Source organism: Prauserella oleivorans, assembly GCF_042685745.1.
Classification (GTDB): Bacteria; Actinomycetota; Actinomycetes; order Mycobacteriales; family Pseudonocardiaceae; genus Prauserella_A; species Prauserella_A oleivorans.
In genome coordinates this window covers 5,372,580-5,394,953 of sequence record NZ_JBHUNT010000001.1, presented here as the reverse complement: position 1 = coordinate 5,394,953, position 22,374 = coordinate 5,372,580, and the positions used below count along the sequence as shown (strand labels likewise).

At 69.5% G+C, this 22,374-nt stretch carries 19 protein-coding genes; 8 read left to right on the top strand and 11 right to left on the bottom strand.

Annotated elements, in window-relative coordinates:
• Positions 1-80 precede the first annotated feature (80 nt).
• The 3 genes from ACFSZT_RS26465 (at position 81) to ACFSZT_RS26455 (ending at position 5,843) form a co-directional block, all read left to right on the top strand.
• Positions 81-1,112, top strand: coding sequence for a DNA polymerase IV (locus ACFSZT_RS26465; RefSeq protein WP_377388060.1), 1,032 nt, complete (start codon positions 81-83; stop codon positions 1,110-1,112).
• A 139-nt stretch (positions 1,113-1,251) separates the two neighbouring features.
• Positions 1,252-3,345 carry a DNA gyrase/topoisomerase IV subunit B gene (locus ACFSZT_RS26460; protein ID WP_377388062.1) on the top strand — a complete coding sequence of 698 codons (2,094 nt, stop codon included), beginning with the start codon at positions 1,252-1,254 and terminating at the stop codon, positions 3,343-3,345.
• Between the two features lie 14 nt (positions 3,346-3,359).
• Positions 3,360-5,843, top strand: coding sequence for a DNA gyrase/topoisomerase IV subunit A (locus ACFSZT_RS26455; protein WP_377387998.1), 2,484 nt, complete (start codon positions 3,360-3,362; stop codon positions 5,841-5,843).
• Positions 5,844-6,140: 297 nt separating this feature from the next.
• Here the strand turns inward: ACFSZT_RS26455 and ACFSZT_RS26450 are convergent, their stop codons facing one another.
• The 5 genes from ACFSZT_RS26450 to ACFSZT_RS26430 form a co-directional block, all read right to left on the bottom strand.
• Positions 6,141-7,049, bottom strand: a complete 909-nt coding sequence (locus ACFSZT_RS26450; protein ID WP_377388000.1) for an RluA family pseudouridine synthase — start codon at positions 7,047-7,049, stop codon at positions 6,141-6,143.
• An 86-nt stretch (positions 7,050-7,135) separates the two neighbouring features.
• Entirely contained in the window at positions 7,136-7,624 is a 489-nt protein-coding gene (locus ACFSZT_RS26445; RefSeq protein ID WP_377388002.1) for a beta-class carbonic anhydrase, read from the bottom strand.
• A gap of 24 nt (positions 7,625-7,648) precedes the next feature.
• Positions 7,649-9,007, bottom strand: a complete 1,359-nt coding sequence (locus ACFSZT_RS26440) for an LLM class flavin-dependent oxidoreductase (RefSeq protein WP_377388004.1) — start codon at positions 9,005-9,007, stop codon at positions 7,649-7,651.
• The gene (locus ACFSZT_RS26435; protein ID WP_377388006.1) at positions 9,004-10,311 is read right to left on the bottom strand and encodes an MFS transporter; all 1,308 of its coding nucleotides are present in this window, start codon (positions 10,309-10,311) and stop codon (positions 9,004-9,006) included. Before ACFSZT_RS26435 ends, ACFSZT_RS26440 begins: the two co-directional genes overlap by 4 nt.
• Positions 10,312-10,506: 195 nt before the next feature.
• A complete protein-coding gene (locus ACFSZT_RS26430; RefSeq protein ID WP_377388008.1) occupies positions 10,507-11,481 on the bottom strand; it encodes a sugar-binding transcriptional regulator in 975 nt (324 codons plus the stop codon).
• 117 nt (positions 11,482-11,598) lie between these two features.
• Here ACFSZT_RS26430 and ACFSZT_RS26425 point away from each other — a divergent pair, with 117 nt between their 5' ends.
• The 5 genes from ACFSZT_RS26425 to ACFSZT_RS26405 are packed head-to-tail and all read left to right on the top strand — an operon-like array spanning position 11,599 to position 16,818.
• A complete protein-coding gene (locus ACFSZT_RS26425) occupies positions 11,599-12,606 on the top strand; it encodes a zinc-dependent alcohol dehydrogenase family protein (RefSeq protein ID WP_377388010.1) in 1,008 nt (335 codons plus the stop codon).
• Positions 12,599-13,963, top strand: coding sequence for an ABC transporter substrate-binding protein (locus tag ACFSZT_RS26420; protein ID WP_377388012.1), 1,365 nt, complete (start codon positions 12,599-12,601; stop codon positions 13,961-13,963). Before ACFSZT_RS26425 ends, ACFSZT_RS26420 begins: the two co-directional genes overlap by 8 nt.
• Positions 13,960-14,898: a carbohydrate ABC transporter permease gene (locus ACFSZT_RS26415; protein ID WP_377388014.1), complete on the top strand. Its 939-nt coding sequence runs from the start codon at positions 13,960-13,962 to the stop codon at positions 14,896-14,898. The genes ACFSZT_RS26420 and ACFSZT_RS26415 overlap by 4 nt, the downstream gene beginning before the upstream one ends.
• Positions 14,895-15,704 carry a carbohydrate ABC transporter permease gene (locus tag ACFSZT_RS26410; RefSeq protein WP_377388016.1) on the top strand — a complete coding sequence of 270 codons (810 nt, stop codon included), beginning with the start codon at positions 14,895-14,897 and terminating at the stop codon, positions 15,702-15,704. Before ACFSZT_RS26415 ends, ACFSZT_RS26410 begins: the two co-directional genes overlap by 4 nt.
• 13 nt (positions 15,705-15,717) lie before the next feature.
• A complete protein-coding gene (locus ACFSZT_RS26405) occupies positions 15,718-16,818 on the top strand; it encodes an ABC transporter ATP-binding protein (RefSeq protein ID WP_377388018.1) in 1,101 nt (366 codons plus the stop codon).
• Positions 16,819-16,832: 14 nt separating this feature from the next.
• Here the strand turns inward: ACFSZT_RS26405 and ACFSZT_RS26400 are convergent, their stop codons facing one another.
• The 6 genes from ACFSZT_RS26400 to urtA all read right to left on the bottom strand — a co-directional run bounded on the left by ACFSZT_RS26400 (position 16,833) and on the right by urtA (position 22,303).
• A complete protein-coding gene (locus tag ACFSZT_RS26400; RefSeq protein ID WP_377388020.1) occupies positions 16,833-17,471 on the bottom strand; it encodes a GntR family transcriptional regulator in 639 nt (212 codons plus the stop codon).
• Between the two features lie 2 nt (positions 17,472-17,473).
• Positions 17,474-18,166, bottom strand: coding sequence for an urea ABC transporter ATP-binding subunit UrtE (gene urtE / locus ACFSZT_RS26395; protein ID WP_377388022.1), 693 nt, complete (start codon positions 18,164-18,166; stop codon positions 17,474-17,476).
• A complete protein-coding gene (urtD, locus tag ACFSZT_RS26390; RefSeq protein WP_377388024.1) occupies positions 18,163-18,987 on the bottom strand; it encodes an urea ABC transporter ATP-binding protein UrtD in 825 nt (274 codons plus the stop codon). The genes urtE and urtD overlap by 4 nt, the downstream gene beginning before the upstream one ends.
• Positions 18,984-20,075, bottom strand: a complete 1,092-nt coding sequence (gene urtC / locus ACFSZT_RS26385) for an urea ABC transporter permease subunit UrtC (protein ID WP_377388064.1) — start codon at positions 20,073-20,075, stop codon at positions 18,984-18,986. Before urtC ends, urtD begins: the two co-directional genes overlap by 4 nt.
• A 5-nt stretch (positions 20,076-20,080) precedes the next feature.
• Entirely contained in the window at positions 20,081-20,965 is an 885-nt protein-coding gene (urtB, locus tag ACFSZT_RS26380) for an urea ABC transporter permease subunit UrtB (RefSeq protein ID WP_377388026.1), read from the bottom strand.
• 72 nt (positions 20,966-21,037) lie between these two features.
• Positions 21,038-22,303: an urea ABC transporter substrate-binding protein gene (gene urtA / locus ACFSZT_RS26375; protein ID WP_377388028.1), complete on the bottom strand. Its 1,266-nt coding sequence runs from the start codon at positions 22,301-22,303 to the stop codon at positions 21,038-21,040.
• Positions 22,304-22,374 lie beyond the last annotated feature (71 nt).

Sequence of the window (22,374 nt, the reverse complement as noted above, 5' to 3'; positions counted from 1 at the left end):
TCCTCGGCGTCCTATTCACCTCGATCTGTCGCGAGATCCGCCCGGCCCGCATACTGGATACCGTGACGCAGCCGGCTTCGGTGTCCACTCCGGACTGGATCCTGCACGTCGATCTCGATCAGTTCATCGCCGCCGTCGAGATCGCCCGGCACCCCGAACTCCGGGGCAAGCCGGTGGTGGTCGGCGGCAAGGGCGACCCGGCACAGCGCGCGGTGGTGGCGACCGCGTCGTACGAGGCGCGGGCGTTCGGCGTGCACTCGGGCATGCCCCTGCGCACGGCGGCGCGCAAGTGCCCGGACGCGGTGTTCCTGCCGTCGGACCCGCCCGCGTACGAAGAGGTCTCCGAGCGCGTGATGGCGGTCCTGCGGGAGCTTCCCGTGGTGGTCGAGGTGATCGGCTGGGACGAGGCGTTCCTGGGCGCCCGGACCGCCGACCCGGAAGCCCTGGCCCGGACCGTCCGGCACGTCGTGGGCAAGCGCACCGGACTGTCCTGCTCGGTGGGCATCGGCGACAACAAGATGCGCGCCAAGATCGCCACCGGGTTCGCCAAACCGGCCGGAATCTACCGGCTGACCAGTGCCAACTGGGCCGAGGTGATGGCACATCGGCCACCGGACGCACTGTGGGGCATCGGCGGCCGGACCACGAGGAAGCTCGCCGAGCTGGGCATCACGACCGTCGCCGAGCTCGCCGCAGCCGACCGCGCCGAGCTGGCCGCCCGGTTCGGGCCGACGATGGGGCCGTACTTCCGCGCGCTCGCCCACGGCTGGGGCGACCGCGAGGTGACCGCCACCCCCTACGTCGCCCGCTCGCGCAGCCGGGAGACGACGTTCCAGACCAACCTCACGGAGCGCGCCGACATCGAGGCGGCCGTGCGCGAGCTGGCGGGCCGGGTCACCGAGGACGTGCTCGCCGAGGGCAGGCCGGCGGTCCGGGTGGCGGTGAAGGTGCGGTTCGCGCCGTTCTTCACCCAGACCCGCAGCGCTACCCTGGAAACACCGACCACCGATGTCGTCGTGCTCGAACGTGCCGCGCTGAGCGTGCTGGATCGTTTCGAACTGGACCGTCCGGTCCGGCTGCTGGGTGTGCGTGCCGAGTTCGAGCGGGCATGAAACCCGTCACAGCGTCCGTGCCTTCCGGCGCGGCGTGCGGCGGCCGCGGCGTCGATGTCAGGGCGGACGGATACCCTGCACTACGGTGGTGCGCTGGTCGCGCGGCACGGTGACGGACACTGTGCGTCGCTCCAGCCGCATGCTCCGGCGTAACGAGATCGGGAGAGACAACCCTGTGACTGCTTCTGCTGAAACCCTCTACGGGGCCGACGACCTCACTCACCTGGAGGGGCTGGAAGCGGTTCGGAAGCGGCCCGGCATGTACATCGGGTCCACCGACAGCCGCGGCGTCAATCACCTCTTCACCGAGATCGTCGACAACTCCACCGACGAGGGTGTCGCCGGTCATGCCACCCGCATCGTCGTGACACTGCACGCCGACGGCAGTGTCGAGGTGGAGGACGACGGCCGCGGCATCCCGACAGGCAAGCACGCCAAGTCGGGGTTGTCGGGTGTGGAGCTGGTGCTCACGCGGCTGCACGCGGGCGGCAAGTTCGGCGGGTCCGGCTACAAGACCTCGGGTGGTCTGCACGGAGTCGGCGCCTCGGCGGTCAACGCGCTGTCCCTGCGCCTCGACGTCACGGTGCGCAACGCGGGCAAGGTGCACGAGATGTCGTTCGCGCGGGGCGTGCCCGGGGTGTTCGACGGGCCCGGCCCGAAGGCGAAGTTCACGCCGCAGTCGGGGCTGCGGTTCGTGCGCAAGATGAAGCGCAGCGAATCCACGGGCACCGTGATCCGGTACTGGCACGACCCCAGGTACTTCGAGTCCGGCGCCGCGCTCGACGTCGAGGCGGTGCGTACGAAGCTGCGGCACACCGCGTTCCTCGTCCCCGGTGTCACCTACGTGCTGCGCACCGCCACCGAGGGCGCCATCAACGAGGAGACCTTCCACTACCCCAACGGCCTCGCCGACATGGTCGAGTTCCTCGCGCCCACGGGCGACCGGGCCGTGTGCGGCACCATCATGGTCCGCGGTGAGGGCACGTACAAGGAGAACGCCGCCGACGAGAACGGCGTGATGCGGTCCAATGTGGAACGTCATGCCGAGGTGGAGGTGGCGTTGCGCTGGGGCACCGGTTATGAGCGCACGATCGAGTGCTTCACCAACACCATCCGCAACGTCCACGGTGGAACGCACCGGCGCGGCTTCGACCGCGCGCTGACGAAGTCGTTGCAGGACGCCATTTCCCGCACCCGCGGCCTGCTCAAGCCCAAAGAGGACCTGCCGACCCTGGACGACATCCAGGAGGGCATGACGGCCGTGATCCACGTGAAGATCCCCGAGCCGCAGTTCACCTCGCAGACCAAGGACGAGTTGTCCACGGCCGGCATCACCAAGGTGCTGCAGGGCATCGTGGAGCAGCACGTCAAGGCGTGGACGGACAACCGCAAGACCAAGGCCGAGGCCAAGACGGTGCTGCAGAAGATCGTCGACGCCTCGCGCGTACGGCTGGCCCAGAAGCAGCAGAAGGAGGCCGCACGGCGCAAGACGGCGCTCGAAGGTGCGGCGATGCCGCCCAAGCTCGTCGACTGCCGGTCGACCGGCGTCGCGCGCAGCGAGCTGTTCCTCGTCGAGGGGGACAGCGCGCTCGGCTCCGCGCGGCAGGCCCGCGTGTCGGAGTACCAGGCACTGCTTCCGCTGCGCGGCAAGATCCTCAACGTGCAGAAGGCAGGGCTCGGCGACGCGCTCAAGAACGCCGAGATCTCCTCGATCGTGCAGGTGCTCGGCGCGGGCACGGGGCGGACCTTCGACATCTCGGCCATGCGCTACGGCCGCGTCATCCTCATGGCCGACGCCGACGTGGACGGTTCGCACATCCGGACACTGCTCATCACGTTGTTCGCCCGGTACATGCGCCCGGTGATCGAGCACGGCAGGCTGTTCGCCGCCATGCCGCCGCTGCACAAGGTCGTCACCAAGGGCCGCAAAGAGGAAACGCACTACACCTTCACCGAGCGCGAGATGCAGGCGAAGGTCGCCGAACTGGAGCAGGCAGGCAAGACCGTCAAGAAGCCCGTTCCGCGGTTCAAGGGGCTCGGCGAGATGGACGCCGACGAACTGTGGGAGACCACGATGAACCCCGCCACGCGCTCGGTGCGCCGCATCACGCTGGACGACGCCGAGGCCGCCGAGGCCGCTCTCGAACTGCTGATGGGCGAGAAGGTGGAGCCGCGCCGGAACTGGCTGGTCTCGTCGTCCGAGCGGGTCGACCAGGCCGCGATCGACATCTAGGAGCCGTAGCAACCATGGCACGCCGCAAGAACCCGACGACGCGCGTCGATCCGGCCGCCTTCGACCAGGCCGGCGCCAACGTCTTCGACAACTCCCTGAAGACCGAGATCGAGGACTCCTACCTGGAGTACGCGTACTCGGTCATCCACTCGCGTGCGCTGCCGGACGCACGCGACGGCCTCAAGCCCGTGCACCGCCGGATCCTGTACTCGATGCACGAGAACGGTTACCGGCCGACGCACGCGTACGTGAAGTCGTCGCGTGTGGTCGGTGACGTGATGGGCCGCTACCACCCTCACGGCGACACCGCGATCTACGACGCCATGGTGCGCCTGGCGCAGGACTTCTCGATGAACGTCCCGCTCGTCGACGGGCACGGCAACTTCGGCTCGCCCGACGACGGACCGGCCGCTTCCCGGTACACCGAGGCACGCATGTCGCCCGAGGCGATGCTGCTCGTCGGCGAGCTCGGCGAGGAGACCGTCGACATGCGGCCGAACTACGACGGCGAGCTCCTCGAACCGACCGTGCTGCCTGCGGCGTTCCCGAACTTGCTGGTGAACGGCACGTCCGGCATCGCGGTCGGCATGGCGACGAACATGATCCCGCACAACCTGAGCGAGGTCATCGCCGCCGCCCGCTGGCTCATCAACCACCCCAACGCCTCGCTCGACAAGCTGATGGAGTTCGTGCCCGGCCCGGACCTGCCGACGGGCGGCCAGCTGCTCGGGCTCGACCAGGTGCGCAAGGCCTACGAGACCGGCCGGGGCGTCGTCCGGATGCGGGCGACGGTGCACACGGGGCCGATCGAGGGGAGTCGCCGGCAGGGGATCACGGTCACCGAGCTGCCGTACGGCGTGGGGCCGGAGAAGGTGATCGAGCGGATCACCGAGGAGGTCAACAAGACCAAGCGGCTCACCGGCATCGCCGACGTCAAGGACCTCACCGACCGCGAGAACGGCACCCGGCTCGTGATCGAGTGCAAGGTCGGCGTCAATCCGCAGGCACTCCTGGCCGACCTCTACCGGCTCACGCCGCTGGAGCACTCCTTCGGCATCAACAACCTCGTGCTCGTGGACGGGCAGCCGCAGACGCTCGGGCTCAAGGCGCTGCTCGAGGTGTTCCTGCGGCACCGCTACGACGTCGTCACCCGGCGGACGCGGTACCGCAGGCGCAAGCGGGAGGAGCGGCTGCACCTCGTCGAGGGTCTGCTCAAGGCGCTCGTCGACATCGACAAGGTCATCCGGCTGATCCGGCAGAGTGAGAACGCGCAGGCCGCCAAGGAAGGCCTGATGAAGCGGTTCAAGCTCTCGGATATCCAGGCGACCTACATTTTGGACACTCCGCTGCGGCGGCTGACGAAGTACGACAAGCTCGAGCTCGAGCAGGAGGAGCAGAGGCTGCGCGACGAGATCGCCGAGCTGTCGAAGATCCTGGACGACGAGAAGGAACTGAAGAAGGTCGTCTCGGCCGAGCTGGCCAAGATCGCCAAGGACTTCCCGACACCGCGGCGCACGGCACTCATCGACGGCGACCTCAAGGAGGTGCTGGCCGCGTCGAAGCCCGCCGGGCCGCTCGAGGTCGCCGACGACCCGTGCCAGGTGGTGCTCTCCTCGACCGGTCTGGTGGCCAGGACGGCGGCCGAGTCGGAGGAGGCGCCGGAGAGCCGCAAACGCAGCGGGCGGGCCAAGCACGACGCGGTCGCGGCGGTGGTGCACACGACCGCGCGTGGTCAGGTGCTGCTGGTGACCAGCGCCGGCCGGGCGTTCAAGGTGGACGTGCTGCCGCTGCCGGTGCTGCCCGAGCACGTCGGGACCGTGTCGCTGCGCGGCGGGATGGCCGCGAAGGAACTCGTGCCACTGGAGAAGGGCGAACGGGTCGTCGGCATCGCGCCGCTGGGTGAGCAGGCGCAGGGGTCTCCGGGGCTCGCGCTCGGCACCCGGCGTGGCGTGGTGAAGGTGTGCTCGCCGGATTGGCCCGTGCGGGCGGAGGAGTTCGACGTCATCAACCTCAAGGACGGCGACGAGGTGGTCGGTGCGACCTGGCTGAAGGACGGCCAGGAGGAGCTGGCGTTCGTGTCGTCGGCGGGCTCGCTGCTGCGCTACCCGGCGTCGCTGGTGCGTCCGCAGGGGCTCAAGAGCGGCGGCATGGCCGGTATCAAGCTGCCCGCCGACGCCGAGGTGGTGTTCTTCGGCGCGGTGCGCACGGACGACGACGAGCACGGCGAACCCATGGTCGTCACGGCGACCGGCGCGAGTGTGAAGGTCACGCCGTTCACGGAGTACCCGGCGAAGGGACGCGCGACGGCGGGCGTGCGAGCACAGCGATTCCTCAGCGGGGAGACGGCTCTGCGGGTCGCGTGGGTCGGGCCGCGGCCGGCCGGTGCGGCGAAGAACGGCGACCCGGTCGAGCTGCCCGAGCCCGATCCACGTCGTGACGGTTCCGGCGCCGCCCACCCGGGCCCGGACGTGGTCGGCCACCGGATCGAACGAGGCTGACGCGGCTCCGCGGTAGCACATCCGTGCTGCTTTGGGTCGGTGACGTCGATCGGCTGCGGTCGCTCGACGCCGTGCACCTGGCGACGGCCGGGTTGCCCGGGCCCGAGTTCTGCGCTGCCCGAGTTCTGCGCTGCCCACCTACGACGCCTGGCTCGCTACCATCGCCGACGGGATCGGCAACCCGGCCGGGGCCCCGCGCCGAGCGAGAACGGCAGACACGGTGACCTGGGCGGCCGACACGGCGACGAGAACGGCAGACACGGCGACGTGGGCGGCCGACACGGTGCGGGGTGCCGGTCAGGGGCGCCAGGCGTCGAGGGTCAGGTTGCTCTCGAACCGGCGGCGCGCGCCGGTGAGCGGGTCGGTGAACTCCAGCACCTTGGCGAGCAGCTGTAGCGGGCGGCTGAAGTCGTCCAGCGGGGTTTCCGTCAGCACCGGGTAGAAGCTGTCGCCGAGGATCGGCAGGCCCAGCGAGGCCATGTGCACCCGCAGCTGATGGGTCCGCCCGGTGGCCGGCAGCAGGCGGTACCGGCCGAGGCCGGCGCGATGCTCGACGAGTTCCACGCGCGTCTCCGCGTTCGGCTCGCCCGGCACCTCCCGGGCCGTCACGATGCCGCGTTCCTTGACGATCCGGCTGCGGACGGTCCGCGGCAGCTCCACGTCGGGGTCGTACGGCGCGATCGCCTCGTATTCCTTGTGCACCAGGCGGTCCCGGAACATCGTCTGGTACGGGCCGCGCAGCTCACGCCTCGTGGTGAACATCAGCAGGCCCGCCGTGACGCGGTCGAGCCGGTGCACCGGGCTCAGCTCGGGCAGGCCGAGTTGGTCCCGGAGCCGGACGAGCGCGGTCTGCATGACGTGCTTGCCGCGCGGGATCGTGGCCATGAAGTGCGGCTTGTCGGCCACGACGAGGTTGTCGTCGCGGTGGACGATCCCGATGTCGAAGGGCACCGGCACCTCGTCGGGCAGGTCCCGGTGGAACCAGATGAACGTGCCCGGCACGAACGGGGTCTCGGGCGTGATCGGACCGTCGAGCCCGACGATGCGCTGCTCACGCAGCATTTGGTCGATCCGTGCGGGGTCGAGCCGGTGCAAGCGCTCGACCAGGTGATCGCGCACGGTCGCCCACGCCCCGTCGTCGGGCAGCCGCAGCCGGGCGGCGTCCAGCCCGTGCCGTTGCGGCAGCGGGGAGACGGGACGTTTCATCACCGTCCACTGTAACGGCCGTGCTCAGCGCCGGTGCGGGGCGACATCGGGAGGCTCGCCGTGCCCGCGCGCCGGCGACGGCAGCCCTACTCGACCTCGGTCAGCTTGCCCGTCGCGACGTCGAAGACGAAGCCGCGCACCGAGTCCCGCTTCGGTACGAACGGGCTCGCCTTGATGCGCGCCACGGACTGGCGGACGTCGGCTTCGACATCACTGAACGCCTCGGCCGGCCAGGGCGGCTTGATGCCGACCTCACGCTCGATCGAGGCCCTGAACTGGTCGTCGGTGAACGTGAGCATGCCGCAGTCGGTGTGGTGGATGAGGATGATCTCCTCCGTACCGAGCAGCCGTTGGCTGATCGACAGCGACCGGATCTCGTCGTCGGTGACGACGCCTCCCGCGTTCCGGATCACGTGCGCTTCGCCCTCCCGCAGGCCCAGCGCCCCGTAGACGTCGAGCCGCGCGTCCATACACGCGACCACCGCCACGTGCTTGGAGGGCGGAAGAGGAAGCGGGCCGGAGAACGACTCGGCGTACCGTGCGTTGTTGGCGATCAATTCGTCGGTGACGGACATGGGTTCCTCCTCGTGGCGACGTGGTCAGCGCCGGTGGGCGGCGCCGGGGTGGTCCGCAGGCAGCCTGGGACCTGCGCCACCGAGCCTCTCCCGGAGGGTGCCGGGTTGCTGCCGCTCCGGCACCCGGCCGCGCCTGCGTAGCTCCGGCACGACCAGCCTGGCGAAGTCCAGGAAGGTGCCCGGCGTGGTGACGTAGGCGAGGTTGAACCCGTCGACGTCGGCTTCTTCCGTCCAGCGTTCCAGCTCGTCGGCGACCGCGCAGGGCGTGCCCGTGACGACGGGTCCGCGCCCGCCGAGTCCGATCTCGGCAGCCAGGTCGTGTGGTGTCCACTCGCGGTCGGGATCGGCGGTGGTGAAGGACGCGAGTGCCGATCGGTTCGCGTCGGAGTCGACGTAGCGCAGCGGCTCGTGCGGATCGAGTTCGGCCAGGTCGACCCCGGTCCACCCACCGAACAAGGCGAACGCGCCCGGCACGCTCACCAGCTGTTCGTAGGACCTGAGCTTGTCCCGCGCCTGCTCGTCGGTCTCCGCGACGATCGGCGTGAGCATGGCGAACACCTTGATCGCGCGCGGGTCACGGCCGCACGCCGCCGCTGCCGCGCGCACCCGGTCGACCGACGGCCGGACCACCGCCGTCGTGGGCCCGGACACGAAGACGGCTTCGGCGTGCGCGCCGGCGAACTCGACACCCCGCGGTGAGGTGCCGGCCTGGAACAGCACCGGAGTCCGTTGTGGCGAGGGTTCGCAGAGGAACGGTCCCGGCACGGTGAAGTACCGGCCCTTGTGCTCGATGTCGTGCACCTTCGCCGGGTCGGTGTAGACCCCGCGCCGGACGTCCCGTACCACCGCGTCGTCCTCCCAGGACCCTTCCCAGAGCTGGTAACAGACGTCGACGTATTCCTCGGCGATCTCGTAGCGCTCGTCGTGCGGGATCTGGCGCTCCAGACCCAGATTTGCGGCCGCACTCTCGAGGTAGGAGGTGACGATGTTCCAGGCCACCCGGCCTCTGGTCAGATGGTCCAGCGTGGACAGCCGGCGAGCGAGGGAGTAAGGCTGCTCGTAGGTCAGCGACATCGTCACGCCGAAGCCGAGCGTCTCCGTCACCGCGGCCATCGCCGAGACGGCCATGGCCGGGTCGTTCACCGGGAACTGTGCGGCATCGGAGACCGCCGCATCGCGGGAGCCGCCGTACACGTCGTACACGCCGAGGACGTCGGCCAGGAACACGGCGTCGAAACCGCCCCACTCGAGCGTGCGGGCCAGCGTGGTCCAGTACTCGAGATCGGTGTAGCGGTAGCCCTGGTCGTCGGGGTGCCGCCAGAGCCCGGCCGACTGGTGGCCGACGCAGGCCATGTCGAAGGCGTTGAGGTAGATCCTGCTCATTCCGTCTCACCGAGCCTCTCGCGATGGGTTTCCGCGGCGACATAGGCCGCACCGAAGGTCAGCAGCGACAACGCGGCGAAGTAGCCCACGATGAGCCACGGCGTGCCGCCGCCCGCGACGAGCAGTGACGCCGCGATCAGCGGCGCGAATCCACCCGAGAGGACCGCGCCGATCTGGTAGCCGAGCGAAGCGCCGCTGTAGCGCACCCGCGTGTCGAACAGCTCACCGAACCAGGCCGCCTGCGGCCCGTACATCGCGTCGTGAGCGACGTTGATGCCGAACACGATCGCCAGCACGACGGCGACCGTCGAGCCCGTCTCGGCTGCCAGGAAGAACAGCACCAGAGCCAGGATCCCAGCGGCGGCGCCGAACAGGTATGGGGGTTTGCGTCCGATCCGGTCCGACAGATGCGCCCACAGCGGTGTGCTGATGAGCCCGAGCGCGGACGAGATCATCACGGCGACGAGCCCGGCGTCGCCGGCACCGGCCGGGTGGTCCTGCAGGTAGGTCAGCGAGTACGTCGTCAGCAGCACGAAGAGCGCGATCTGCGAGAGCCGCAGCGCCGTGGTCAGCGCGACGTTGCGCGGCTGTGTCCGCAGCACCTCCACCACCGGCCGGCGGGCGACGTCGCCACGATGCTTGAGCTCCTGGAACACCGCGGCGTCGGTCAACCGCAGCCGGATGACCAGTCCGACGGCGACGAGCACGAGGCTGAGCAGGAACGGGATCCGCCACGCCCACGCCACGAACGCGTCCTCACCCGCGATCGAGCGGACACCGGCGAACACCCCGGTCGCCAGCAACATGCCCGCCGGCGAACCGATCTGGGTGAAACTGCCGAAGAGCCCACGCCTGCCACGCGGAGCGTGCTCGATCGACAGCAACGCCGCGCCGCCCCATTCCGCGCCGACCGCGAGCCCCTGCAGCAGCCGGAGCACCGCGAGCAGCGCCGGGGCGAGCACGCCTGCCTGAGCGTAGGTGGGTAGCACTCCGATCGCGGCCGTGGCGAGACCCATCAGCAGTAACGCGCCGACGAGCACCGTTCTCCGGCCGACCCGGTCGCCGAGGTGTCCCGACACGATCGCGCCGATCGGCCGGGCGCCGAAACCGGCGGCATAGGTCGCGAACGTCGCGAGCGTTCCGGCCGTCGGCGAAACCCCCGGAAAGAACAGGGGCTTGAAAACCAGCGCGGTGGCGGTGGCGTACAGGTAGAAGTCGTACCATTCGATCGTCGTGCCGATCATGCTGCCGATCGCAGCCGAGCGCGGCGTGGTCCGGCGAGCCGTTCCTTGCGTGACGGTCATGATCCGGACCGTAAGGCGTCATCCGGGTTTTGTAGAGGATCGGCTCATCACTCCCGGAATGTGAAATCGACGGGCACTATTCGCGCATCTCGAAATTAACGCGGTGAAATGATTCTCGGTGTGTGATGTCGGTATTTCGTTTCACGGGTTGTTCGAAATGGTGGTCTTCGCAGAGTCCCTTCGCGGGCAACCCGGCTACCCGCGCGCGGCGGCCAGGCGCAACGCCTCGGTGGCGGCCTCGGCGTCGGTGATCAGCGTGGTCACCAGGCCCGAGCGCAGGACGGCATCGATGGCCTCGGCCTTCGGGGTGGTGTAGCCCAGGGCGATCACCTCGGGGACCCGGCGCAGCTCATCATGGCTGATGGCGAGCACGTGGTGGGCGAGGCCGGTGGAGAGCGCGTTGCCGTCGGCGTCGAACAGCCGGGCCGCCACCTCGGCCTTCGCGCCGCGCTTGCTGATGGCGTCGCGTTCGGCGGGGGACAGCGCGTCGTACACGGTCGACTCGTTCTCCCGCCACGCCCCGATGCTCACGACGGCCTTCGTGAGGTGGTGAAACTGGCCGAACGTCTCGGCGATCCCGGGCTGCCTGCGCAGTGTCTCGGTGGTGCGCCGGTCGGGCAGCACCAGTGGCGCGAAGATGGGGTAGGCCGCACCGCCGGACACCCTGGCCAGCCTGCCCACCGTCTCCACTGACCGGTCGCGCATATCCGTGCCCGCCTGCACTCCGCACAGCTGCACGATCGGGCAGCGTGGCAGGGAGGTGATCTGTTCGGTCATCACGTTCACCGACCGGGCCCACGACAGCCCGATGACGTCATCCGGGGTCGCGATCTCCGACAACAGCTGAGCGGCCAGTGCGCCGATCCGCCTGCGCTGTTCCGCGCGCGTCACCCGGCGTTCCGCTCGTTCGAGCACGATTGCCCGGTCCAGGCCATACGCCGAGCGCAGCTCCTCGGACAACGCGGGGTCGACGGGTACCGGGAGGTCGAACTCGACCCGGACCAGGCCGCGCTCCCGAGCCGTGTCCAGGATGCGTGCGACCTTGAACCGGCTGAGGCCGAACGCCTCGGCAATCTCCAGCTTGGACTCGCCCAGGACGTAGAACCGGTGGGCGATCGTGGCCGCCTGAACCGAATCAGATAGTCCCCAACCCCGGTTCTTCGTGCTCATATGAGCAGTATAGCGATCAGTCGGTTGACGGACCAGCAGCAAAAGTCGTTCAATGCCCCCACGTTCCCGAAGTGAACGACGTGTAAACAGCTCATATGAGCATAGGAAGGTGATGGCATGCGCGCGGCGATCGTCGACCGGCCGGGATCGGTCGGAGTCGGTGACGTACCGGATCCCAAGCCGGGGGAGCGTCAGGTCGTCGTGAAGGTGGGGGCGTGTGGCATCTGCGGCACCGACCTGCACATCGCCGACGGGCACTTCCCGCCGACGCCGTACCCGATCGTGCCCGGCCACGAGTTCGCCGGCGAGATCGTGGAGCTCGGCCCCGACGTGCCGGGCGACTGGAAGGTGGGCGACCGCGTGGCCGTCGACCCGTCGCTGTTCTGCGGCTACTGCACGCCGTGCCGGGCCGGTCACGGCAACCTCTGCGCCAACTGGGGCGCCACCGGCGACACCGTGGACGGCGCCTTCGCCGAATACGTCGCCGTGCCCGCCGCGAACTGCTACCGCATGCCCGACCACCTCACCTACCAGCAGGGCGCGCTGGTGGAACCGGTGTCGTGCGCGGTCCACGGCGTCCGGCGCGTCGGTGTCGAGGCGGGAGAGCGGTTCCTGGTGATGGGCGCGGGCACGATGGGCCTCATCATGCAGCAGCTGCTGCAGCGCTCGGGCGCGTCCGTGACGGTGGTGGACCGCAACGCGGGCCGTCTGCCCAGGGCCACGGCACTCGGCGCGCACGCCGTCGCGAGCGATGTGTCCGAACTGGACGGCGAGACCTTCGACGCCGCCGCCGACTGCACGGGCGCCGCACCCGCGATCGAGGCCGCGTTCGACAAGCTGCGCCGCGGCGGCCGGTTGCTCGTCTTCGGCGTGGCACCGGAGCAGGCGCGGGTGTCGCTCTCGCCGTTTCGCATCTACAACGACGAGATCACCGTGGTCGGATCGATGGCCGTGCTGAACAGCTACGGTGCCGCGCTGGACCTCGTGGCGTCCGGCGCCATCGACACCGCAGCCCTGCTCACCGACACACTGCCCCTCGAGCGCTACCCCGACGCGCTGGAGCTCATGCGCAGCGGCGCGGGGTTGAAGGTCCAGGTCGTCCCGGGAGGCACCGACGATGCGTAGCACCATCGGCAGCGGGCGACGTCGCCGGCTGCCGCTGATCCTGCTCGCGGCCCTGCTGACGCTCTCGGGCTGCGCGGGCGCGGGCGCGCTCGGCGCGGGTGGCCAGACCCTGGTGATCGCCATCGTCGCGAACCCGCAGATGAACGACGCCATGGCGTTGTCCGACCGGTTCGAGCGCGATCATCCCGGGGTGCGGCTGAAGTTCGTGTCGCTGCCGGAGAACCAGGCGCGCGCGAAGATCACCGCGTCGACCGCCACCCAGGGCGGCGAGTTCGACGTCGTGATGATCAGCAACTACGAGACCCAGCAGTGGGCCGCCAACGGGTGGTTGGAGAACCTCGAGCCCTACATCGACGCCAGCCGCGGCTACGACCAGGACGACTTCATCCCGAGCATCCGCGAGTCGCTGTCGCACCAGGGCTCGATGTACGCCGTGCCGTTCTACGGCGAGTCGTCGTTCCTGGCCTACCGCAAGGACCTGTTCGCCAAGGCCGGGCTGACCATGCCGAAGAACCCCACCTGGCGGCAGATCGCCGACTTCGCGGCCAAACTGGACGACGACCAGGCCGGCATCGCCGGTATCTGCCTGCGCGGCAAGCCCGGCTGGGGCGAGAGCCTCGCGCCGTTCACCACGGTCGTCAACACCTTCGGCGGCCGGTGGTTCGACCGGAACTGGAACGCGCAGCTCACCTCGCCGGAATTCCGCCGGGCCGCCGAGTTCTACGTCGACCTCGTCCGCGAACACGGCGAGACGGGCGCGTCGAGCGCCGGGTTCTCCGAGTGCGGCACGCGCTACGCCCAGGGCCAGGCCGCGATGTGGTACGACGCGACGGTCATGGCCGGCACCAACGAGGACCCGGCCAGCAGCACGGTCGTCGGCAAGTCCGGCTACGTCGCCGCGCCCGTCGACAAGACGCCGGCGAGCGGCTGGCTCTACACCTGGTCGCTGGCGATGCCCAAGGTCACCGAGAACAAGCAGGCTGCCTGGGAGTTCATGCGCTGGATGACCGACAAGAACTTCGTGCGCATGGTCGGTGAGGAGTTCGGCTGGAACCGCGTGCCGCCGGGCTGCCGCCAGTCGACGTATGCCATCCCCGAGTACCTGGACGCGGCGAAGGCCTACGCCCAGCCGACCCTCGAGGGCATCCGGCACGCGAGCCAGGAGAACACCATGACCGAACCGGTGCCCTACCCCGGCATCCAGTTCGTCGGCATCCCCGAGTTCCAGGACCTGGGTACCCGGGTGAGCCAGCAGCTCTCCGCGGCCATCGCGGGGCAGAAGACGGTCGACGAGGCGTTGCGGCAGTCGCAGGAGTACGCCGAGACGGTCGGCCAGGCCTATCGGGAGACCCGATGACGACGACGACGACACAGGCCGCCCCGTCCGCGGCTCCCCGGGCGGAGGGCAGGCCACGCACACCGAAAGAGGGCGGTGCGTGGCGGCGGCGCGCGCCACTGCTGCCCGCGCTGGTGTTCACGATCGCGGTGACGCAGGTCCCGTTCCTGGTCACGGTGGTCTACTCGTTCCAGTCGTGGAACCTGGTCCGGCCGGGCTCCCAGCACTTCGTGGGCCTGCGGAACTACATCGACGTCTTCGCCGACAGCACGTTCCGTGGGGCGATGCTCAACACCGTCGTGCTCACGGTCGTGTGCGTGCTGGTGTCGATGCTGCTCGGGCTCGGGCTCGCGCTGCTGCTGGACCGCAAGTTCGCAGGCCGCGGTGTGGTGCGCACCCTCATCATCACGCCGTTCCTCATCCTGCCCGCCGCCGGCGCGCTGCTGTGGAAGACGACGATGTTCGACCCGGTGTACGGGCTGTTGAACTTCGTGTTCGGCACCGACATCGACTGGCTGTCGGAGTTCCCGCTCGCGTCGGTGATGACCCAGGTCATCTGGCAGTGGACGCCGTTCATGACGCTGCTGATCCTCGCCGGGCTGCAGGCACAGTCCAAAGAGGTGCTCGAGGCCGCGCAAGTGGACGGTGCGGGGCGGTGGCGCACCTTCGTGTCCATCACGTTGCCGCAGCTGAGCCGGTACCTGCAGCTGGCCGCACTGCTGGGCGCGATCTACATCGTCAACTCGTTCGACGCCATTTACCTGATGACCCAGGGCGGGCCCGGTACGGCGAGCACGAACCTGCCGTTCTACATCTACCAGCGCGCGTTCGAGGGCTTCGACGTCGGACAGTCGTCGGCGATGGGTGTGATCGTGGTGATCCTGACGCTGATCGTGGCGACGTTCGCGCTGCGTCTGATGTTCCGGGCCTTCGACGTGAGCGGAGGGGTCAAATGAGGCTGGGCCGCATCTCGCTGACGGCGTTCACGTGGCTGGTCGCGATACTGTTCGTGTCCCCGCTCGTGTGGATGGTGCTGACGTCGTTCAAGCACGAAGCCGACGCCTACACCGACCCGCCGAAGCTGTTCTTCGCCCCCACGTGGGAGCAGTTCGCGGGCGTGTTCGAGCGCGGTTTCCTGCCCTACCTGGCGAACTCGGCGTTCGTCACCGTCGTGTCGACCATCGCCGTTCTCGTGCTGGCCATCCCGGCCGCGTACGCGTTGTCCCTGGCTCCCGTGAAGGGCACGAGCAACGCGCTGGGGTTCTTCCTGTCCACGAAGATGCTGCCGATCGTGGCGGCGATCATCCCGCTGTACGTCATCTCGCAGAACACGCAGCTGCTGGACAACGTGTGGGCGCTGAACATCCTCTACACCGCCATGAACCTGCCGTTGGCGGTGTGGATGATGCGCTCGTTCTTCCTCGAGGTTCCGAAGGAGATGATCGAGGCGGCCCGGGTCGACGGGGCCGGCCTGCCGACGATGCTGTACCGCGTCGTGCTGCCCGTCGTGGCTCCCGGCATCGCGGCGACCGCGCTGATCTGCGTCATCTTCTCGTGGACCGAGTTCTTCTACGCCGTCAACCTCACCGCCGCGCGCGCGGGCACGGTGCCGGTGTTCCTGTCCGGCTTCATCACCAGCGAGGGCCTGTACTGGGCCCAGCTGTCGGCGGCCGCGCTCCTCGCCTCGCTGCCGGTGATGATCATCGGCTGGATCGCGCAGAACCATCTCGTCCGGGGCCTGTCGATGGGCGCCGTCAAGTAAGGAGCTTGCAGTCATGGCCGAAGTCGTCTACGCGGGAGCCTCCCGTGTCTACTCCGGTGCGTCGCCGGTCAGGGCCGTCGACCAACTCGACCTCAGCATCGCCGACGGCGAGTTCCTGGTGCTCGTGGGACCGTCCGGCTCCGGCAAGTCGACGGCACTGCGCATGGTTGCCGGGCTCGAGGACGTCGACGAGGGCGAGATCCGCATCGGCGACCGCGCGGTGAGCGACCTGCCCCCGAAGGACCGCGACATCGCGATGGTGTTCCAGTCCTACGCGCTGTACCCGCACATGAGTGTCGCCGAGAACATGGCGTTCGCGCTCAAGCTGCGTGGCATGCCGAAGGACACGATCAAGGCCAGGGTCGAGGAGGCCGCGGCGATGCTCGACCTCACGAAGTACCTGGACCGCAAGCCGAAGGCGCTCTCGGGCGGGCAGCGGCAGCGGGTGGCGATGGGCCGGGCGATCGTGCGCGAGCCGAGCGTGTTCCTCATGGATGAGCCACTGTCCAACCTGGATGCGAAGCTCCGCGTGGAGACCCGCGCGAACATCGCCGCGCTGCAGCGGCGGCTCGGCACCACCACCATCTACGTCACCCACGACCAGGTCGAGGCCATGACGATGGGCGACCGCGTCGCGGTGCTCAAGGACGGCGTGCTGCAGCAGTGCGCGTCGCCGCGCGAGCTGTACGACCACCCTGCCAACACGTTCGTCGCCGGGTTCATCGGCTCGCCCGCGATGAACCTCGTCCGGCTGCCGCTCGAGGACGGCGGCGTCACCCTCGGTGGGCTGCGGCTGGCGTTGCCGCGCGAGGCGGTGGCGAAGGCGGGGGAGCGCGACGACGTGATCGTCGGCGTGCGTCCCGAGTCGCTGCGGTTGGCCGGTGCCGGTGACGACGGCTTCGACATGGTCGTCGAGCTCGTCGAGGAACTCGGTGCGGACGCGTACGTGCACGGCGTCGTCGGCGCGGGTGGCCAGGGCGCGGGCGGGCAGCGCATGGTGGTGCGCGTGGACGGCCGGACCCCGCCGCGGCTCGGCGAGCAGGTCCGCGTGGGTGTCCGCGAGCTCGGTGAGCTGCACGTCTTCGACCCGCAGACGTCGCTGGCGCTGACCTGAGTCCCTGCGCGAGGTCAGCGCAGGCGTGGCGGCACCGCCGCCTCGAGGTGGCGGTGCAGTAGCTCGCGTGCCGCCTCCAGCTCGCCGCCGAGAAGGCGCTCGGCGATCGCGATGTGCTCGCCGATCGCCGTCTCGGGGTGTTCGGCCAGCGGTCCGAAGTGGATCCGCGCGTGCCGGGTCCGGCCGTGGACGGCCGTGAGGGCGGCCACGAGCTCGGTGTTGCCGGACGCGGCGAGCAGCGTGGTGTGGAACCGCTCGTCGTGGCACACGAACTCGGCGGGTGCCGGGGCGGGGGCCTCGCGCAGGGCGTACCAGCGGGCCAGTTCCCGCCGCAGCGCGGCCGCGTCGTGCCGCAGCGCCGGGTTCTCCAGGCAGCGCTCGATGCCGCGCAGTTCGACCGCGACGGCCACCTCGTGCAGGTCGCGCAGCGTGGCGAGGCTCGGCAGCACCACCGAGTAGCCGTAGTCCTCACGCCGCACGAGGCCGTCGGAGACCAGCCGCGTCAGCGCCTCGCGCACGGGCGTGCGGGACACCCCGAGCTCCCGGGCGAGCTTCGATTCGGTGAGCCGCTCCGTGACCGGCCGCGTGCCGTCGAGCAGCGCCGCACGCAGCCGGACGTAGACCCGTTCCCCCAGTGGTGACCCCCGCGTCATGGTCAGATCGCCATGGCTGCCCGCACCTCGTCCTGGGCGCCGGTGCCGCCCTCGCCGGACGAGGTGATCCGCCCGGCCTCCAGGACGTAGTACCGGCTCGCCGCCGCGAGCGCGAACCCGACGTGCTGCTCCACCAGCAGCACCGACAGGCCGCCGCGCGTGGTCAGGTTCAGGATCGTCTCCTCGATCTCGGACACCACCGAGGGCTGGATGCCCTCGGTCGGCTCGTCCAGGATGAGCAGCCGCGGCTCGGTGATGAGCGCCCGCGCGATCGCGAGCTGCTGGCGCTGACCACCGGAGAGCAGTCCGGCCTTGCGGGACATCGCCTCGCGCAGCGCGGGGAAGAGGTCGAGCGCCTCGGCGACGAGCCGTTTGCCGTTCCTGCGGGTGTCGGCCACCAGGTACAGATTCTCCGCGGTCGTCAGCTGCGGGAAGCACTGCTGGCCCTGCGGCACGTAGGCCAGCCCGCGCGCGACCCGCTCGTGTGGGCGCAGCCGCGTGACGTCCTCGCCGTCCAGCAGGACCCGGCCGGAGGTCACCTTGAGCAAGCCCACCGCCGCCCGCAGCAGGGTCGTCTTGCCCGCACCGTTGTGCCCCATCACGGCGGCGACGCCGTCGCGCGGCACGTCCACGGTGGCCCCGTGCACCACGCTGGTGCGGCCATAGCCGACATGGACGTCGACGAGTTCGATCACCGGTCCTCCTCGCGTTCCGCGGCCGCGGGGGTCTCGTCCATGCTCGGCGGGCTCTCGGCGACCGCGGCGAGCGCCTTCGTGGTGGCCGCCTCGCCGAGGTAGACCTCCTGCACCCGCTGGTCGGCCTGGACCTGCGCCACGCTGCCCTCGGACAGCACCGTGCCGGCGTGCAGCACGGTCACCGAGTCGGCGAAGGTGCGCATGAAGTCCATGTCGTGCTCGACGACGACCACGGTCCGGTCGGCGCCGACGCGGCGCAGCAGCGCGCCGGTCTGCTCGCGTTCCTCGCCGCTCATGCCCGCCACGGGCTCGTCGAGCAGCAGCACCCTGGAGTTCTGCACCAGCAGCATGCCGATCTCGAGCCACTGCTTCTGGCCGTGCGAGAGCTCACCGGCCTTGCGCCCGACGTGCGCGGCCAGCCCGACCGTCTCCAGCGTCTCCTCGACCACCGCGGGCACCGACGTCCGCGCCCGCAGCAGCGTCAGCGGGCCCCGCCCCGAACCGGCGGCGATGTCGAGGTTCTGCAGCACGGTCAGCTCCTCGAACACGCTGGCCGTCTGGAACGTGCGGCCGATGCCGAGGCGGGCGATCTTGTGCACCTTGCGGCCGATCAGCTCGGTGGTGCCGAACCGGATCGACCCGGTGGCCGGCGCGAGGCCGGTGATGGCGTCCACGAGCGTGGTCTTGCCCGCACCGTTGGGTCCGATGAGGAATCGCAGGTCGCCCTGCAGGACGGTCATGGACACCCCGTCGACGGCGCGGAACCCGTCGAAGGTGACGCGCACATCGGACAGTTCGAGGTAGTCGGCGGTCATGCTCATACGGTCGCCTCCTGTTCGGCCGGTACGGGGTCGGGGCGGGACGGCGCCCGCGCCCGCCGGCGCCTGCGCAACACGCCGAGCGAGGCCAGTCCGCCCGGCAGGAACGCCACCACGAACACGAACAGCGCTCCCTGGAAGTAGGTCCAGAACGACGGGAAGCTCTCCGAGAACGTCGTCTGCGCCCAGGCCACCGCGATCGCGCCGAGTGCGGGACCGAACAACGTCGTCCGGCCTCCGATCGCCACCCCGATGAGGAAGCCGATCGAGGGCACCACACCGACGTTCGCGGGCGAGATGATGCCCACGATGGGCACGAACAGCGCTCCGGCGATGCCGGCCATCACTGCGGCCACCACGTAGGCCACCGTCTTGACGGCGGCCGGGTCGTAGCCGAGGAAGCGCACCCGTTCCTCCTGGTCGCGCACGGCTACGAGCAGCTCGCCGTAGCGGGAGCGGTAGAGCTGCCAGGCGATCAGCAGCATCACCAGCAACGCCCCGGCCGCGAAGTAGAACAGCATCCGCTTGTTGACCGGGTCGTAGAGGTCGAAGCCGAAGAAGGAGCGGAACCCGTTGAGCCCGTTGGTGCCGCCGATGCCGGCCTGCTGCCCGACGAGCAGGATCGCGAACGCCGCCGCCAGCGCCTGCGACAGGATCGCGAAGTACGCACCCCGCACCCGGCGGCGGAACACCGCAGTGCCGAGCAGCAACGCCACCAGTGCCGGAATCAGCACGATCCCGAGGACGGTCACCACCGGGGAGCGGAACGGCTCCCACCATCCGGGCACCTCGCCCGAGCCGTAGAGCAGCATGAAGTCCGGTACGCCGCCAGGGCCGGCGTCGTCGAGCTTCATGTGCATCGCCATCACATACGCGCCGAGACCGAAGAACACCCCCTGGCCGAGGGTGAGCATGCCGCCCCGGCCCCAGGCGAGTCCGATGCCGACCGCCACCATCGCGAAGCACACGAACCGGCCGAGCAGGGAGAGCCGGAAGTCCGAGAGCACGGCCGGTGCCACCACGAGCAACGCCACCGCGAGGGCGGCGAAGCCCAGCAGGGTCGCCGGATTTCCCTTCAGTTTCGCCGACATCGCCGTCACACCAGGCTCCTCGTCCGCACGCTGAAGATCCCCTGTGGACGCACCTGCAGGAAGATCACGACCACCACGAACACCGCCACCTTCGCCAGGCTCGCCGTCGTGGAGTACTCGAAGGCCGCCTGCAGCAACCCGAGCCCGAACGCGGCGATTACACAACCCTTGATCTGGCCGATGCCGCCCGCGACCACCACGAGGAACGCGTCGACGATGTAGTTCGTGCCCAGGGTGGGGCCGGTCGAGCCGAGCAGGGTCAGCGCGACGCCCGCCACACCCGCGAGCCCGGAGCCGATGAAGAACGTCAGCCGGTCGGTGGAGCGCGTGTCGATGCCGACGGTCTCGGCGAGGTCGCGGTTCTGCACGACGCCGCGGATCCGCCTGCCCAGCGATGTGGCCTTGAGGGCGATGCCGAGCGCGACGACGGCGACGATCGACAGCACGAGGATGAACAGCCGCGCCGACGGCACCTGCGCCACCCCGAGGTCGACGCTGCCGGACAACCACGACGGGGCCCGGACCTCGACGTTGGGCGCGCCGAAGATGTCCCGCGCGAGCTGCTGGAGGATGAGCGCCACCCCCCACGTCACGAGGAGTGTGTCGAGTGGACGGTGGTACATCCGGCGCAGCAGGCTGGCCTCCAGCAGCACACCGAGCAGCCCGCCCACGACGAAGCCGAGCGGAATCGAGACGAACAACGACAATCCGGCGTCGGAGATCACGCCCTGGACCACGTACGCGGTGTAGGCGCCGGCCATGATGAATTCGCCGTGTGCCATGTTGATGACGCCCATCTGCCCGAACGTCAGGGCGAGTCCGAGCGCGGCGAGGAGCAGGACGGAGCCGAGCGAGAGCCCGGCGAAGAGTTGGTTCGACAATGCGTCCACGACGAGGGTTCCCTTCAGCGGGGGGTCGTGGGCGACGGGCGCGCCGAGGCCCACGACCCCGCCGGACGGTGGTCAGCCTGCGGAAAGGCCCTTGGCCCAGTCGTAGCTCTCGAGGTAGGGGTCCGGCTCGATCGGCTTGCCGGAGCTCCACACGGTGTGGATGAGGCCGTCCTCGCCGACCTTGCCGATCAGCGCCGTCTTGGCGATGTGGTGGTTCTCGCCGTTCACCGTCACGGTGCCCTCGGGCGCGTCGAACGTGACGCCGTCCGCGGCCTTGGTGACGTCGTCGGTGGCGAAGGACTTGGCCTTCTCCACCATCGCCTTCCACAGGAACAGCGACGTGTACGCCGCCTCCATCGGATCGGAGGTCACCCGGTTGGCGCCGTAGGCGTCCTTGAACGCCTTGACGAACTCCTTGTTCGCCGGGGTGTCGACGGTCTGGTAGTAGTTCCACGACGTGAGCTGGCCGACGAGGTTCTGCAGCCCGATGCCGCTCACCTCCTCCTCGGCGATCGACACCGACACCACCGGCATCTGCTCGGCGGTCAGCCCGGCGTTGCGGTACTCCTTGAAGAACGCGACGTTCGAGTCCCCGTTGAGCGTGTTGAACACGGCGTCGGCGCCGGCCGCCTTGACCTTGTTGGTGATCGTGGAGAAGTCCGTGTGGCCCAGCGGCGCGTACTCCTCGCCCTTGATCTGCATGCCGTTGGCCTTCGCGTACGCCTTGATGATCTTGTTGGCGGTGCGCGGGAAGACGTAGTCGGAGCCCACGAGGAACAGCGACTTCGTGCCCTGCTGCTTGAGGTAGTCCAGGGCCGGCACGATCTGCTGGTTGGTGGTGGCGCCGGTGTAGAAGATGTTCGGCGAGGCCTCGAGACCCTCGTACTGCACGGGGTAGAACAGCAGTGAGCCCGCGCCCTCGAACACGGGCAGCATCGCCTTGCGCGAGGAGGACGTCCAGCCGCCGAACACCGCGGCCACGCAGTCTGAGCTGATGAGCTTGTTGGCCTTCTCGGCGAACACGGTCGGTTCGGAGGCGCCGTCCTCGCTGACGACCTCGAGCTGCTTGCCGAGCACGCCGCCCTGGGCGTTGATCTGCTTCGCGGCGAGCTGCAGCGAGTCGTGCACGGTTTTCTCGCTGATCGCCATGGTGCCGGACAGCGAGTTCAGGAACCCGATCTTGACGGAGCCGCCCGAGGTGTCCACGCACGACTCGGCGGACGACCCGCCACCGCCCGCGTCGTCGACACGGCTGCCGCACGACGCCAGCAGCAGCGTGGCCGTGACGGCGAGGGAGGCCGCGCGCAGCACGCGGCCCCACGTTCTTGGTGTGCTCACAAGCGTTTGCCTTTCCGGATGGGGACCGGGATCCGGATCGGGATACAGGTGCGTATCCCGTCTCCGGCGGA

Bases quoted from the DNA above. Each gene is read 5' to 3' on its own strand.
- ACFSZT_RS26440 (WP_377388004.1), bottom strand. From the start codon at position 9,007: ATGAGCAGGATCTACCTCAACGCCTTCGACATGGCCTGCGTCGGCCAC.
- ACFSZT_RS26425 (WP_377388010.1), top strand. From the start codon at position 11,599: ATGCGCGCGGCGATCGTCGACCGGCCGGGATCGGTCGGAGTCGGTGAC.
- ACFSZT_RS26410 (WP_377388016.1), top strand. From the start codon at position 14,895: ATGAGGCTGGGCCGCATCTCGCTGACGGCGTTCACGTGGCTGGTCGCG.
- ACFSZT_RS26450 (WP_377388000.1), bottom strand. From the start codon at position 7,049: ATGAAACGTCCCGTCTCCCCGCTGCCGCAACGGCACGGGCTGGACGCC.
- ACFSZT_RS26445 (WP_377388002.1), bottom strand. From the start codon at position 7,624: ATGTCCGTCACCGACGAATTGATCGCCAACAACGCACGGTACGCCGAG.
- ACFSZT_RS26405 (WP_377388018.1), top strand. From the start codon at position 15,718: ATGGCCGAAGTCGTCTACGCGGGAGCCTCCCGTGTCTACTCCGGTGCG.
- ACFSZT_RS26400 (WP_377388020.1), bottom strand. From the start codon at position 17,471: ATGACGCGGGGGTCACCACTGGGGGAACGGGTCTACGTCCGGCTGCGT.
- ACFSZT_RS26455 (WP_377387998.1), top strand. From the start codon at position 3,360: ATGGCACGCCGCAAGAACCCGACGACGCGCGTCGATCCGGCCGCCTTC.
- urtD (WP_377388024.1), bottom strand. From the start codon at position 18,987: ATGAGCATGACCGCCGACTACCTCGAACTGTCCGATGTGCGCGTCACC.
- ACFSZT_RS26460 (WP_377388062.1), top strand. From the start codon at position 1,252: ATGCTCCGGCGTAACGAGATCGGGAGAGACAACCCTGTGACTGCTTCT.
- ACFSZT_RS26430 (WP_377388008.1), bottom strand. From the start codon at position 11,481: ATGAGCACGAAGAACCGGGGTTGGGGACTATCTGATTCGGTTCAGGCG.
- ACFSZT_RS26420 (WP_377388012.1), top strand. From the start codon at position 12,599: ATGCGTAGCACCATCGGCAGCGGGCGACGTCGCCGGCTGCCGCTGATC.
- ACFSZT_RS26435 (WP_377388006.1), bottom strand. From the start codon at position 10,311: ATGACCGTCACGCAAGGAACGGCTCGCCGGACCACGCCGCGCTCGGCT.
- ACFSZT_RS26415 (WP_377388014.1), top strand. From the start codon at position 13,960: ATGACGACGACGACGACACAGGCCGCCCCGTCCGCGGCTCCCCGGGCG.
- urtC (WP_377388064.1), bottom strand. From the start codon at position 20,075: ATGTCGGCGAAACTGAAGGGAAATCCGGCGACCCTGCTGGGCTTCGCC.